This window comes from Kribbella sp. NPDC000426 (assembly GCF_040300265.1).
Classification (GTDB): domain Bacteria; phylum Actinomycetota; class Actinomycetes; order Propionibacteriales; family Kribbellaceae; genus Kribbella.
Map to the genome: position 1 here is coordinate 61495 of NZ_JBEPDK010000006.1, position 13022 is coordinate 74516.

The following is a 13022-nucleotide window of genomic DNA, read 5'->3' on the forward strand; positions in this document are numbered from 1 at the left end:
GAGATGGCGGTCACAGCCGGGGGAGCTACCGTTGGTCGCAGTTCCGCTGGTGACGGACGTGAAGGAGACCGCTATGGGCGCTGCACCGCCGGTCAGAGATCCGATCCGAGTGTCGTGGGAGCGCTCACAGGCGTCGCAGGTCGATGTCGACCGCCCCGCCCCGAAGTACTTCGACCGGATCGACCGCGAGACCACCTTGATGCGGGCGGCCCGCCCGGTCATCGACGCGCTGTCGTCGGAGCTGCACAACGAACCGGTCTGCATCATCCTGACCGACGCCAAGGGCGTCGTCCTCGATCGTCGCGGCGGTGATCCGTCCCTGCTCCGGCGGCTGGACTCGGTCGACCTCGCACCCGGCTTCCAGTACGCCGAGTCCGCCGTCGGCACGAACGGGATCGGTACGGCGCTCGAGGTCGGCGGCCCGATCCAGATCGACGGAGCCGAGCATTACAACGGGAAACTGCGGATGTTCTCGTGCGCCGGCGCGACGATCACGCATCCGGTCACGGGCGGGCTGCTCGGCGTACTCGACATCACGACGCAGGCGAAGAACTCGAACACGATCCTGCTGTCGTTCGCCAAGCTCGCCGCGCGGCGGATCCACGAACGCGTGGTCGAGGAAGCGAACGCGCTGGACCATGCCCTGCTGAGCGACTACTACGCGGCCTGCCGCCACAGCGGCGGTCCGGTGCTGGCCCTCGGCGACGAGGTGTTCATGATGAACGCCTACGCGCAGGCACGGTTCGACGCCATCGACCAGGCGGCTCTCATCGACCGCACGCGGGACGCGCGCGGCGGGACGAAACCACTTGTATTCCTTACCGATCTACCTAGCGGGACCACCGCACGGCTGGCCTATCGCCCAACCTTCCTCGGCGACACCTTGGCCGGCGGCGTCATCCAGATCAAGGAGCAACGGGCACCGGTCCGCAGTCCGCAGGTCGCCCGGGCGCCCTTGATTCCCGGGACGACCGGGACCAGCGCCGTGTGGCAGCACGTCACGCAGGAGCTGCTGGAGGCGTGCAGCCGGTCCGAGTGGCTGATCGCCGACGGCGAAGCGGGGACGGGCAAGCTGTCCATGCTGCGCGCCGTACGCCGGCACGTGGCGCCCGAGCGTCGCCTCGTCGTACTCGATCCCGAGGCGATGGGCGACGACCTGCTGACCGAGGCACGCGCCGAGCTGGATTCCGGCGCCGACCTGATCATCCGGCGCGCTCATCTGTTGACCCGCGAGGTCCTCGACGGGCTGACCGAGTTGCTGCAGAACGCCCGTGACGGCGCGATCGCCGGGGACGCCTGGGTCGCGCTCACGTTGCCGGCCGACCGGTCCGAGATCGCCGACGAGCTACTGGCGTTCTTCCCCCGGACCGTCGAGGTGCCGCCGCTGCGGCATCACGTCGAGGACGTTCCGGCCCTGGTCCGGTCATTGCTGGCAAAGGCAGGCATCAGCGGGCTCACCTTCTCCCCTGCCACGATGAACCAGCTCATGCGGCTGCCGTGGGCGGGAAACATCACCCATCTGCGCGCCGTCCTCACCGCGGTCGCCCGGCGCCGCCGCTCCGGAGTGGTCGAGCTCGCGGACCTGCCGCCCGAGTGCAGAGCCACCACGCGCCGGCAGCTGACCCCGATCGAGGCACTCGAACGGGACGCGATCGTCGACGCGTTGTCGACGTACGACGGCGACAAGAAGGCCGCGGCGGGAGCGTTGGGAATGTCACGCGCGACGATCTATCGGAAGATCCGCGAGTACGGAATCGTCACCTGAGCGGGCGGGTCGCTCACAAACGAACAATCGCCAGCGGTCCGTGATCATCCGGCTACGGTCAGCGCCGGTATATTGCAGATCGTTACCAAGGGGGAACCACCCGGGCCTGCGACCGCACCCCCGGCTCCAGTAGGTTCTGGCCATGAGCGATTCCGGCACTCTCACGAAAACCGGGTTGGTAGCACTGTCGGGTGTCAACAAACACTTCGGCGAACTGCACGTCCTGAAGGACATCAACCTGTCCATCGCCAAGGGCGAGGTCGTCGTCGTGATCGGCCCGTCGGGATCCGGAAAATCAACGCTCTGCCGCGCGATCAACCGGCTGGAACCGATCGACTCGGGCAGCATCCTGCTGGACGGCGAGCCGCTGCCCAGCGAGGGCAAGGCCCTGGCCAGGCTGCGGGCCGACGTCGGCATGGTGTTCCAGTCGTTCAACCTGTTCGCGCACAAGACGATCCTGCAGAACGTCACGCTCGGCCCGCTCAAGGTCCGCAAGACCGACCCGAAGCAGGCCGAGAAGCGGGGCATGGAACTGCTGGAGCGGGTGGGGGTGGCCAACCAGGCCTCGAAGTACCCGGCTCAGTTGTCCGGCGGCCAGCAGCAGCGCGTCGCGATCGCGCGGGCGCTGGCCATGGACCCCAAGGTCATCCTCTTCGACGAGCCCACCTCGGCGCTCGACCCGGAGATGATCCAGGAGGTCCTCGAGGTCATGATCGATCTGGCCAAGCAGGGCATGACGATGGTCGTGGTCACGCACGAGATGGGCTTCGCCCGTACCGCGGCGAACCGGGTGGTGTTCATGGCCGACGGCGAGATCGTCGAGCAGGCCGACCCGGAGACCTTCTTCACCAACCCGACCTCCCGGCGGGCCCAGGACTTCCTCGGCAAGATCCTGAAGCACTGAGCTCCCGCCGGCGGCTGTAGCTGTTGTTGTAACCAACGAAGGGGAACCAGATCATGAGAATGCGCAACCTCGTCGCCACTCTCGGCGTCGGTGCGCTCGCGCTGACCGCTGTTGCCTGTGGCAAGGACGAGCCGGCCGCCAGCGGCGGCGGTGGCGGTAACGCCTCCGACTCCTGCGGCGACCTGCACAAGTTCACCACCGCGAGCGGCGTGGACGTGGCCGGCAGCCCGACCTTCACCAAGATCAAGTCGGCCGGCAAGCTGACCGTCGGCGTCAAGGCCGACCAGCCCAACCTCGGCTACAAGGACGCGAACGGCAAGCGCTGCGGCTTCGACATCGAGGTCGCGCGGATGGTCTCGGCCGGCCTCGGCCTGGACCCGGACAAGATCGAGTACAAGGAGATTCCGTCCGCGAACCGCGAGACCGCGATCGCCGGCGGCGAGGTCGACTACTACGTCGGTACGTACTCGATCACCGACAAGCGCAAGAAGCAGGTGTCGTTCGCCGGCCCGTACTTCATCGCCGGTCAGGACCTACTGGTCCGCAAGGACGACACCTCGATGGACGCCGGCAAGACCGCGCTCAAGGGCAAGAAGGTCTGCTCGGCGACCGGTTCGACGCCGATCCAGAAGGTCAAGGACGAGCAGCTCACCGAGGCGAGCAACATCTCCGAGTTCAAGACCTACTCGGAGTGCGTCTCCCAGCTGCTGGACAAGAAGACCGACGCGGTCACCACCGACGACGCGATCCTCAAGGGCTACGCGGCCACCGCGCCTGACGACCTCCGCGTGGTCGGCAAGCCGTTCAGCACCGAGAAGTACGGCATCGGCCTGCCGCTGGCCGACAAGGCGCTGCGCGACAAGGTGAACTCGATCCTGGAGACCTCGGCCTCCGACGGCACCTGGAAGGCGATCTACAGCGAGACGCTCGGCAAGTCGGGTTCGGACTCGACCCCGCCGCCGCTCGAGAAGTACTGACCCACACCCGGCCGCGGCGCCCTGCGAGGTGCCGCGGCCGGTCTGTGCAGTGAACCAAGAGGAAGGTCGCGATGTTCTCGGTTCTCACCGACAACTGGGATCTGTTCGGACACGGGTTCTGGACCACGATCAAGTTGTTCCTGATCTCCGGTGTGCTGAGCCTGGTGCTCGGCACTCTGCTCGGAACGTTCCGGGTCTCGCCGGTACCGGCCCTGCGCGGCGTCGGCACCGGATACGTGAACGTCCTGCGGAACACCCCGCTGACCCTGGTGTTCGCGTTCCTGGTCTTCGGTGCGCCGAAGATGAACATCGAGCTCCCGTCGTTCTTCTGGTCCGCGGTCGTTGCGCTGACGATCTACACCTCGGCGTTCATCTGCGAGGTCGTCCGGTCCGGCATCAACACGATCCCGCCCGGCCAGACCGAGGCCGGCCGCGCGATCGGCATGTCGTTCATCCAGGTGCTGTCGGTCATCGTGCTGCCACAGGCCTTCCGGGCGATCGTGCCGCCGCTGATGAGCGTGCTGATCGCGCTACTGAAGAACACCACGATCGCGGCCGGCTTCTCGGTCGCCGAGGCCGGCGCGATTCCGGCGGCGATGAACGAGCGCGGTGAGAACCAGATGCTCACCCTGGTGTGGATCACCATCGGCTTCCTGGTCCTGATCGTTCCGCTGATCTTCCTGCAGCGGTACGCCGAACGAAAGACGGCGGTGGCCTGATGAGCGCCCTGTACGACGTCCCCGGACCGCGGGCGAGGCTCCGCAACCGGACCCTGAACGTGGTCGTGATCCTGCTGGTGCTCGGCGCGGTCGCCTGGATCATCTACCGGCTGAACGCGACCGGCCAGTTCGAGGGCCGCCGGTGGGCCCAGTTCCAGTACACGGCGATCCAGAACCAGTTGCTGGACGGTCTGCTGAACACGCTGAAGGCGGCCGGCCTTGCCGCGGTCCTGGCGATGCTCATGGGTGCGGTGTTCGCCGCCGCCCGGATCAGCGACCACAAGTGGGTGCGGGTGCCGGCGACGTTCGTCGTCGAGCTGTTCCGGGCCATCCCGCTGCTGATCCTGATGTTCTTCTTCTACTACGGCAGCCTGCAGTTCCACCTCGGCCTGACGCCGTTCTGGGCGGTGGTCTTCGGACTGACGCTCTACAACGGCTCGGTGCTCGCCGAGATCTTCCGGGCCGGCATCGCCGCGGTGCCGAAGGGCCAGCGCGAGGCGTCGTACGCGATCGGACTGCGGAAGAACCAGGTGGTCCGGCTGGTGTTGTTGCCCCAGGCCATCAGTTCGATGCTGCCGGCGATCGTCAGCCAGCTGGTCGTGTTGCTCAAGGACACCGCGCTCGGCTTCATCATCACCTACGCCGAACTGCTGTACGTCGCGAAGCAGATGGGCGGCCGGCTGCAGTACGGATTCCCGTACATCCCGACATACATCGTCGTCGCCGTGATCTACATCGGTCTGTGTTCGCTGCTGTCGCTGCTGGCCCGCTACCTCGAGGGCCGCTCGCGGCGCCGTCGCAAGGTAACCGGCGCACCACCGCCCTCGGCCGCCGAGGCCGCCACGTCGGCGGAGGCCCCGCTCTGAGTTGAAGGCCCCTCTCAGGTGAGAGGGGCCTTCTTCGTTGCTCAGCGCAGGGTGTTGAAGGAGTCGCGGATGATTTCCAGGGCCTCGGCGGCTTCTTCTTCGGTCAGCGTCATCGGCGGGGCCATCCGCAGGACGTTGCCGTAGAGGCCGCCCTTGCCGACCAGGAGGCCGCGGTTCTTGGTCTCCTGCTGGAGTTTGGCGGTGCTCGCGGCGTCGGGGGTGTTGTCGTCCGGTTTGACGATCTCGGCGGCGAGCATCAGGCCCTTGCCGCGGACGTCGCCGAGCTCGGGGAACTCGTCGGAGATCCCGCGCAGGCCGTCGACGAGCTGGGCGCCGCGCTTGGCGGCGTTCGCCTGCAGGTCCTTGTCGAGCAGGTAGTCGATCGTCGCCTTCGCCGCGCTGGTCGAGATCGGGTTGCCGCCGAACGTCGACAGCGAGTTCGCCTTGACGCTGTCCATCAACTCAGCTTTTGCGACCACCCCGCCGATCGCGAACCCGTTGCCGAGCCCCTTCGCGAACGTCATCGCATCCGGGACCACGTCGTGCGCCTGGATGCCCCAGAAGTGGTCACCGGTCCGGCCCCAACCGGTCTGCACCTCGTCGGAGATGAAGAGGATCCCGTACTCGTCCAGCACCTCCTTGAACGCGGCGTACAGCCCGTCGGGCGGTGACGAGAACCCGCCGACGCCCTGGATCGGCTCCGCGATCAGGCAGGCCACGTCGCCGGCGGTCGTGGTCTCGATGACGTTGCGCAGATCGTCGACGCAGACCTTGACGTAGTCGGCGTCGGACAAGTCGCGGAACGGGCTGCGGTACCGATACGCCCCCTGCACGTACTGCACGTTCACCGGCGACAGGCTGCTCGCGGACCAGCCCCGGTTGCCGGTGATCGCGACCGTGCCGAACGCGCGGCCGTGGTAGGAGTTCCGCATCGCCAGCACCTGGTTGGAGCGGCGGTTCTGGGTTGCGAGCAGCAGGGCCGTCTCGTTCGCCTCGGTGCCGGAGTTGGCGAAGAACACCTTCGCGTCCGGGATCCCCGAGAGTTCGGCGATCTGCTCGGCCAGCTCGATCTGCTTCCGGATCAGGTACACCGTCGAGGTGTGCGCGATCCCGGTGCCAAGCTGGTCACGCACCGCGTCCGAGATCTCCGCGATGTCGTACCCGATCGCGTTGGTCAGGATGCCGGCGAAGAAGTCGAGGTAGGTGTTGCCCTCACCGTCGGTGACCCGGCGGCCGGAACCTTCGACGATCTCGATCGGCTCCTCGTAGTACAACGCGAGCCAAGCCGGCATGACGGCCTTGTGACGCTCCCAGAGCTCCGCATGTGTCATGCCTAAGCATTACCTCAGGTGAGAGTTGGCGTCTATTACTGTGCTCTCCGTGACGTTGCCGAGCATCCCGCATGTGGACATCGAGTCCTTGGAGCACTTCGACCGGCTGCTGGCCGCCGGGGCGACCGCGATGGCCGGATGGCGGGTGCAGTCGGTGGATCTGAGCCGCCGTACCGCGGAGATCACCGGGCTGAAGCCGATGGGCTCGCTGTTCCTCGGCTGCGTGCTGGAGGAGAAGGCCGACGCCTGGGTCCGCGACGGCGGCGGACTGGTGTTCCCGGCGATCCCGGCACTCCCCTTCGACGCGTACCGCGGGCGCCTGTACGACGCCGACGAGCTGTACGCCGGTCTCGAGCACGGGTACGACGCCACGCCGGACGCCCGCATCTACGCCTGGTCCCGGCAGCAGGACGAGAAGGGCGACACCAGCCGCACCCTGGCCGCCGCGCTCCACGACCACGCCATCGCGGACGCCCTGTCCGAGCTGCCGTCCGACCGCCCGTGGGTCGGTGTGATGGGCGGGCACGGCCTTTCGCGTGGCAGTGACGACTACCGGTCGGCCGTCCTGCTCGGCCGCTCCCTTGCCCGCGCCGAGCGCATGGTCGTGACCGGTGGCGGTCCGGGCGCGATGGAGGCGGCCAACCTCGGCGCCTCGCTAGCGGCGTACGACGATGCCGCTGTCGACGCCGCGTTGGCCGAGCTGGCCGCCGTACCGTCCTTCCGCCCGTCGATCGGCGCGTGGGCGACCGCCGGGATGAACGTCCGCTCCCGCTTCCCTGGCGATGGCGGAGTGTCGATCCCGACCTGGTTCTACGGCCACGAGCCGCCGAACGTGTTCGCGTCGGCGATCGCGAAGTACTTCTCGAACGCTCAGCGTGAGGACGTTCTGCTGGGCCGGGCCCGTGGCGGCATCGTCTACCTGACCGGCGCCGCCGGCACGGTCCAGGAGGTCTTCCAGGCGGTCACCCCGAACTACTACGGCGACGCGGCCACTCAGATCCCGCTCATCCTCGTCGGCACGGACTACTGGACGACCCAGCTCCCCGTCTGGCCCCTGCTCCAGTCCCTCACCGCCGAGCGACACATGCAGCTCCACCTGGTCGATGACATCGACCAGGTGGCCAGTCTGGTCAGCTGACGGGCCACGCCCCGATTGTCGGTGGTGGGGTCTAACCTCCGCCACATGGCGAACTTCGTGTTGGTACCGGGGGCTTGGTTGGGTGCGTGGGCGTGGGACGAGGTGGCCGCTGTCCTGCGGGCCGAGGGGCACGACGTGTATCCGGTGACGTTGAGCGGGCTGGCCGAGCGGCAGGGCGCGGATGCCGGTCAGCAGCAGCATGTGGATGACATCGTCGCGGTGGTCGAGTCGCAGGATCTGCGGGACGTCGTGCTGGTCGGGCACAGCTACTCCGGGATCCCCGTGGGGCAGGCGGCGGGGCTGATCGGTGAGCGGCTGCGGCGGGTGGTGTACGTCGATTCGAACATCCCGACCGACGGGAGGTCGTTCGTCGACGGCTGGTCGGAGGAGGGACAGGCGTGGGTGCGGGACCAGCTGGAGAAGTCCGGCGGCTTCTGGCCGCCGCTGACCGCTGACGACTACGCCGGCCAGGACCTCTCCGAGGAGGCCGTCGCGGTGATTCTGCAGCGTGGTACGCCGCATCCCGGTCGCGCGATCACCGAGCCGGCCCGGTTGACCCGCGCGATCGGCGAGCTGCCCACGACGTACGTCAAATGCCTCATGGACGGCCCCACTCCGTCGTCGGACGTCGCCGAGCAGCTCGAGTCACCGCAGTGGCAACTCGTCGAGCTGCCCACCGGCCACTGGCCGATGTTCTCGCAGCCGACGGCACTCGCGAAGATCCTCGCGACCGCCTAGTCAGCCGACCTGCTGCGGCTTGAACTGCATCTGCGGGTTGGCGTACGCGTCCTGCGACTCGACCAGCTGCAGCTCGCGCTCGCCGGACTCGTGGGTGCGGGTGAGCAGGTCGAAAACGCTCGACGTCGTACGGGCCAGCGCTTCCGCGAGATCGCCCGTACTGCGGTAGTGCGCCGTGAAGAGCGCGGCCGTCACGTCGCCGGAGCCGTTCGCCTTCATCGGGATGTACGGCGTCTGCACGAGCCATGCGCCGCTGTCGTCGACGGCCAGCATCTCGATCGTGCCGTCCTCGCGGTCGGGCCGCTCGACGCTGGTGACGAGCACCGTCCGCGGGCCGGTCGCCCGGACGAGCTCCACCGACGCCAGCGTGGACTCGAGCGTGTCCGGCTCGGTGCCGGTCAGGAAGCCCAGCTCGAACTGGTTCGGCGTGATGATGTCGGCCGCCGGAACCACCCGGTCGCGCAGCAGAACCGGGATGGCGGGCGCCACGAAGCACCCGGACTTGGCGTTCCCCATCACCGGGTCGCAGGAGTACACGGCTGCCGGATTGGCCGCCTTGACCCGCTCCACCGCCTCGAGGATCACGTCGGCGATCCCCTCGCCGCCCTGGTAGCCCGAAAGCACCACGTCGATCTGCGGAAGGACCCCGCGGTCCTCGATCCCGCGCAGAACCTCCCGCACGTCGTCCGGGCTGATCATCGGCCCCCGCCACGCCCCGTACCCGGTGTGGTTCGAGAAGTTCACCGTGTAGACCGGCAACACCTCCACACCGATGCGCTGCAGAGGAAAGACAGCTGCCGAGTTCCCCACATGCCCAAACGCCACAGCCGACTGAATCGAAAGGATCTTCACCCCCCGATCATCCCATCAAGCCTCATCGTCAACTTCACGTCCTCTTCCTCGAAGCCGAGGCGCCGGTAGAAGGCTCGTGCGTTGGCGTTGGCCGCACCGGTGTCGAGGGTGATGGCCTTCAGGCCCAGCTGTCTGGCGTGGTCGCTGACGGCGTCGATCAGCGCACGCCCGACGCCCCGGCGTTCGTACTGCGGGTCGACGGCCAGTTCGCCGACGTACAGCTCGGGGTCGCCGGACCAGTGGGCGCGTTCTTCGCCGGCTGCGAAGCCGGCGAGGGTGCCGTTGTCGTCGGCGACCAACACGAAGCGGCCTGGTTCGGTGGCTCGGGCCAGGGCCTCCACGACCCAGCCGGTGACCGCGGACAGCACCAGTTCCTGTGAGCGCCACGAGGCCACCCCCTCGGCGAGCCGGGGTGCCAGGGCGAGTACGGCTGAGTGGTCCGCTTCTTCGTACCGCCGTACGCGCATGTGCCTAGTCTGGCGGCTACTTGCTGGCGGCGGCGAGTTGGCCGCAGGCGCCGTCGATTTCCTGGCCCCGGGTGTCGCGGACGGTGGTGGGGATGCCGGCGGCCTCGAGGCGGCGAACGAACTCGCGCTCGTCGGCCGGGTCGGAGGCGGTCCACTTGGAGCCGGGGGTCGGGTTCAGCGGGATCAGGTTGACGTGCACCCAGCCCCAGTCGCCGCGTGCGTTGAGCTTCTCCGCGAGCAGGTCGGCCCGCCAGGCGTGGTCGTTGATGTCGCGGATCATCGCGTACTCGATCGAGACGCGGCGCTTGGTCTCCCTCGCGTACCCCCAGGCCGCATCGAGGACCTCGTCGACCTTCCAGCGGTTGTTGATCGGCACCAGCTCGTCGCGCAGCTCGTCGTCCGGCGCGTGCAGCGACAGCGCGAGGGTGACCGGGATGCCCTCCGTCGCGAGCTGGTTGATCCGCGGCACCAGCCCGACCGTCGACACGGTCACGCCGCGAGCCGAGATTCCTAGCCCCTCCGGCGACGGATCGGTGAACCGGCGGACGGCGCCCATCACGGCCTTGTAGTTGGCCATCGGCTCGCCCATCCCCATGAACACGATGTTGCTGACCCGCCCGGGCCCGCCGGCGATCTCGCCGCGCGCCAGCGCCCGCGCACCGTCGACGACCTGCTCGACGATCTCCGCGGTCGACATGTTCCGGGTCAGTCCGCCCTGGCCGGTGGCGCAGAACGGGCAGGCCATCCCGCAACCGGCCTGGCTCGAGACACACATGGTGGCGCGACCCGGATACCGCATCAGGACCGACTCGACCAGCGAACCGTCCAGCAGCTTCCACAGCGTCTTCCGGGTCTCCCCGTTGTCGCACTCGAGGTCGCGGACGCGAGTCAGCAGCGGCGGCATCAGATCGGCGACCAGCTTGTCGCGGGTCGCGGCCGGCAGGTCAGTCATCTCGGCCGGGTCGGACACCAGCCGGGAGAAGTAGTGGTTGGACAGCTGCTTGGCCCGGAACGCGGGCTCGCCCAGCGCGGCAACCGCCGTACGGCGCTCCTCCCCGGTGAGGTCGGCCAGGTGCCGCGGCGGCTTCTTGGCGCGGCGGGGCTCATCGAAAACCAGGGGGAGATTCGTAGTCATAACCGATCTATTGTCGCAAGGCCGGTCTACCGTTCACAAATTCACATCCCATGACCCGCGTCACCAGCAGGCTTGCGGTCGGAGTGGCCGAGCTTGCGGTCCGGGGCGATCCGGTCCCGCACCATCTGCTTGAGCAGCGGAATCTCGGCGAACCCGCCCTCCGCCTTCCGCGACCACAGCAGCTCACCGTCCAGGCTGACGTCGAACACACCGCCGGTGCCCGGGACCAGCGCCACCTCGCCCAGCTCCTGCGGGAACGTGGTCAGCAGCTCCTGTGCGGTCCAGGCCGCCCGCATCAACCAGCGGCACTGGGTGCAGTACTCGATCTCCAACCGCGGTTCCCTCGTCACGGCGACCAAGGTATCTCGCCGTGACGAGGGACTGTTGGTGTGTCTCAGGCCGAGTAGCCCTTCGGCGGGATGAGGGTCGCGAGCTGGTTGAAGGTCAGCCAGTACGTCGCGGTCGGCGCGAACCCGGCCGGGTCCGCGATCAGGACGGTCTGGTCGCTGTCGTCGTACCCGATCACCGTGAAGTAGTGGTAGATCGTGTAGTTCGGGTAGCCCGGCGGGTGGTTGCTGGCCGGGGCGACGATGTTGGCGACGATCGGGTAGTTGTTGTTGATGTCGAGGACGACGTCCCGCCAGAGCAGGTCACGCTGCGCCTGGGTGGGCGGGTCGTTGGGCATCTCCTTCGTCTCGTACCAGCCGGTGCCGAGGTGGTTGTTCAGCACCCGGGTGACCTGGCCGATCCAGTCGGTTCCGTTGGTCGTGGTCGGCAGCTCGTTGGCCAGCTGCTGCTGGCTCGGCGGCGAGATCCGGGCCGAGAGCGCGATCCGGGTCGCGGCCGGCCCGCACCAGTAGCCGGTCTGCTGGTACTGGAACTCGATGTTCAGCGTCCTGACGGTCTGCGTCGAGAAGCCGAGCTTCGGCACCGGCTTGATTGCGGCCGCCACCTCGGCCGACATCGTCTGCGGTGCGGCCGGGGCGGCGATGGCCGGGGCGGCAGCCATCGGGAGGACGGCGGCGGCAAGGAGGGCGAGACCGCTCAGGGCGGCCTTGAACTTCGTCGTGGGGGTCATGTCAGCTCCTCACTGGACGACCGGGGCGGATCGTCCTGTGTTTGATACTGACACAGGTCTTGGAGGTGTGGTGAAAAAATCACCGACCCTTTCCAGCTCAGTGGAAAGGCTCGATGATTTCGCGCACCAGCCAGCGCACGGCGCGGTCCGGGTACGGGCGCGGCAACGACAGCACGATGTGGTCGAACCCGAGCCCGACCGCCCGTTCCACGATCGCGCGCGTCACGGCCGGGTCGTCGTACGACACGATCTGCTGCAGCGATCGGCTGAGCGTCGCCGGGTCGCGTCCGATCCGTTCGCATTCAGCGTCCAGGCGGCGTACGCGGTCGGCGAGGGCGTCGAAGTCGGTGTGCGGCGGACCGCTGATGTTCCACACGTCCGCGTACTCCGCGACCAGGCGGAGCATCCGGTTGCCCCAGCCGCCGATCAGGAGCGGCGGGCCCGCAGGCTGGATCGGTTTGGGCTCGTTGCGGTTGCGCTCGAGCTGGTAGTAGCGGCCGTGGAAGTCGAACTCGTCCTCGGTCCACATCCGGCGGAGGATCTCGATGGTCTCGCGGAGCCGGTCGACGCCCTCCCCCGGCGGCACGAGTGTCAGCCCGTACGCGGCGTACTCCTCGATCGCCGGGTTCGGGCCGGCGATGCCGCTCAGGCCGGCCGGCTGATGGGTGCCGCCGGCACCGAGGCCCATGATCAGCCTGCCGTCGGAGATCACGTCGAGCGTGCTGGCGATCTTGCCGAGGACGGCCGGCGGGCGGATCCGGTTGCTCGTGACGAGTAGACCGAGTCGGAGCCTCGTCGTCTGTGCGGCGAGTGCGGTGAGCAGGGTCCAGCCCTCGAGGACGTCGCCGTTCTTCGGGCCGGCCAGCGGGAGGAAGTGGTCCCACAGCCAGGCGTCGCGGATCTGCGGGGTCTCGTCGGCCTCGAGCCAGACGCGGCGGATCTCGGCGTACGGGACGTGCATCGGGGTGGTCTTCAGGCCGAAGGTCGGTTGCATAATCATCAGGGTAACTGATGATCAGCCTTCCTGACGATCAGTTGCCCGGTAGATTTGG

General features: G+C 68.0%; 14 protein-coding genes. 7 read left to right on the forward strand and 7 right to left on the reverse strand.

Features of this window, described 5'->3' with window-relative positions:
• Window positions 1-73 precede the first annotated feature (73 nt).
• The 5 genes from ABT313_RS28915 (at window position 74) to ABT313_RS28935 (ending at window position 5231) form a co-directional block, all read left to right on the forward strand.
• A complete protein-coding gene (locus ABT313_RS28915) occupies window positions 74-1765 on the forward strand; it encodes a sigma-54-dependent Fis family transcriptional regulator (protein WP_350860350.1) in 1692 nt (563 codons plus the stop codon).
• A 142-nt stretch (window positions 1766-1907) separates the two neighbouring features.
• Window positions 1908-2669: an amino acid ABC transporter ATP-binding protein gene (locus ABT313_RS28920; protein ID WP_502884030.1), complete on the forward strand. Its 762-nt coding sequence runs from the start codon at window positions 1908-1910 to the stop codon at window positions 2667-2669.
• A 53-nt stretch (window positions 2670-2722) separates the two neighbouring features.
• Window positions 2723-3646 (forward strand): glutamate ABC transporter substrate-binding protein, encoded by a 924-nt coding sequence (locus ABT313_RS28925; RefSeq protein WP_350860352.1) that lies wholly within the window; start codon window positions 2723-2725, stop codon window positions 3644-3646.
• A gap of 71 nt (window positions 3647-3717) precedes the next feature.
• Window positions 3718-4365 (forward strand): amino acid ABC transporter permease, encoded by a 648-nt coding sequence (locus ABT313_RS28930; protein WP_350860354.1) that lies wholly within the window; start codon window positions 3718-3720, stop codon window positions 4363-4365.
• Entirely contained in the window at window positions 4365-5231 is an 867-nt protein-coding gene (locus ABT313_RS28935) for an amino acid ABC transporter permease (RefSeq protein WP_350860356.1), read from the forward strand. The genes ABT313_RS28930 and ABT313_RS28935 overlap by 1 nt, the downstream gene beginning before the upstream one ends.
• 41 nt (window positions 5232-5272) lie before the next feature.
• On the opposite strand, the gene ABT313_RS28940 is transcribed toward ABT313_RS28935, so the two are convergent.
• Window positions 5273-6562: an aspartate aminotransferase family protein gene (locus ABT313_RS28940; RefSeq protein WP_350860358.1), complete on the reverse strand. Its 1290-nt coding sequence runs from the start codon at window positions 6560-6562 to the stop codon at window positions 5273-5275.
• Between the two features lie 49 nt (window positions 6563-6611).
• Between ABT313_RS28940 and ABT313_RS28945 the strand changes: the two genes are divergently transcribed.
• Together ABT313_RS28945 and ABT313_RS28950 are read left to right on the forward strand one after the other, a co-directional pair.
• A complete protein-coding gene (locus tag ABT313_RS28945; RefSeq protein ID WP_350860360.1) occupies window positions 6612-7700 on the forward strand; it encodes an LOG family protein in 1089 nt (362 codons plus the stop codon).
• A 45-nt stretch (window positions 7701-7745) separates the two neighbouring features.
• Complete coding sequence (locus tag ABT313_RS28950) at window positions 7746-8438, forward strand: alpha/beta fold hydrolase (protein WP_350860362.1); 693 nt, start codon at window positions 7746-7748, stop codon at window positions 8436-8438.
• Here the strand turns inward: ABT313_RS28950 and pdxY are convergent, their stop codons facing one another.
• The 6 genes from pdxY to ABT313_RS28980 form a co-directional block, all read right to left on the reverse strand.
• Window positions 8439-9290, reverse strand: a complete 852-nt coding sequence (pdxY, locus tag ABT313_RS28955; protein ID WP_350860364.1) for a pyridoxal kinase PdxY — start codon at window positions 9288-9290, stop codon at window positions 8439-8441.
• Window positions 9287-9757 carry a GNAT family N-acetyltransferase gene (locus ABT313_RS28960; RefSeq protein ID WP_350860366.1) on the reverse strand — a complete coding sequence of 157 codons (471 nt, stop codon included), beginning with the start codon at window positions 9755-9757 and terminating at the stop codon, window positions 9287-9289. The genes pdxY and ABT313_RS28960 overlap by 4 nt, the downstream gene beginning before the upstream one ends.
• Before the next feature lie 16 nt (window positions 9758-9773).
• Complete coding sequence (gene rlmN, locus ABT313_RS28965) at window positions 9774-10892, reverse strand: dual-specificity RNA methyltransferase RlmN (RefSeq protein ID WP_350860368.1); 1119 nt, start codon at window positions 10890-10892, stop codon at window positions 9774-9776.
• A gap of 41 nt (window positions 10893-10933) precedes the next feature.
• Window positions 10934-11242, reverse strand: a complete 309-nt coding sequence (locus ABT313_RS28970; protein WP_350860370.1) for an Rdx family protein — start codon at window positions 11240-11242, stop codon at window positions 10934-10936.
• A 44-nt stretch (window positions 11243-11286) separates the two neighbouring features.
• On the reverse strand, window positions 11287-11970 hold the full coding sequence (locus tag ABT313_RS28975) for a C39 family peptidase (RefSeq protein WP_350860372.1): 684 nt from the start codon (window positions 11968-11970) through the stop codon (window positions 11287-11289).
• 97 nt (window positions 11971-12067) lie between these two features.
• Window positions 12068-12964 (reverse strand): LLM class flavin-dependent oxidoreductase, encoded by an 897-nt coding sequence (locus ABT313_RS28980; protein WP_350860374.1) that lies wholly within the window; start codon window positions 12962-12964, stop codon window positions 12068-12070.
• Between the last annotated feature and the right edge of the window lie 58 nt (window positions 12965-13022).

Excerpts from the sequence above, each read along its gene's own strand:
- ABT313_RS28940 (WP_350860358.1), bottom strand. The coding sequence starts at position 6,562 with ATGACACATGCGGAGCTCTGGGAGCGTCACAAGGCCGTCATGCCGGCT.
- ABT313_RS28950 (WP_350860362.1), top strand. The coding sequence starts at position 7,746 with ATGGCGAACTTCGTGTTGGTACCGGGGGCTTGGTTGGGTGCGTGGGCG.
- ABT313_RS28915 (WP_350860350.1), top strand. The coding sequence starts at position 74 with ATGGGCGCTGCACCGCCGGTCAGAGATCCGATCCGAGTGTCGTGGGAG.
- ABT313_RS28925 (WP_350860352.1), top strand. The coding sequence starts at position 2,723 with ATGAGAATGCGCAACCTCGTCGCCACTCTCGGCGTCGGTGCGCTCGCG.
- ABT313_RS28930 (WP_350860354.1), top strand. The coding sequence starts at position 3,718 with ATGTTCTCGGTTCTCACCGACAACTGGGATCTGTTCGGACACGGGTTC.
- ABT313_RS28980 (WP_350860374.1), bottom strand. The coding sequence starts at position 12,964 with ATGCAACCGACCTTCGGCCTGAAGACCACCCCGATGCACGTCCCGTAC.
- ABT313_RS28920 (WP_502884030.1), top strand. The coding sequence starts at position 1,908 with ATGAGCGATTCCGGCACTCTCACGAAAACCGGGTTGGTAGCACTGTCG.
- rlmN (WP_350860368.1), bottom strand. The coding sequence starts at position 10,892 with ATGACTACGAATCTCCCCCTGGTTTTCGATGAGCCCCGCCGCGCCAAG.
- ABT313_RS28975 (WP_350860372.1), bottom strand. The coding sequence starts at position 11,970 with ATGACCCCCACGACGAAGTTCAAGGCCGCCCTGAGCGGTCTCGCCCTC.
- ABT313_RS28935 (WP_350860356.1), top strand. The coding sequence starts at position 4,365 with ATGAGCGCCCTGTACGACGTCCCCGGACCGCGGGCGAGGCTCCGCAAC.
- ABT313_RS28960 (WP_350860366.1), bottom strand. The coding sequence starts at position 9,757 with ATGCGCGTACGGCGGTACGAAGAAGCGGACCACTCAGCCGTACTCGCC.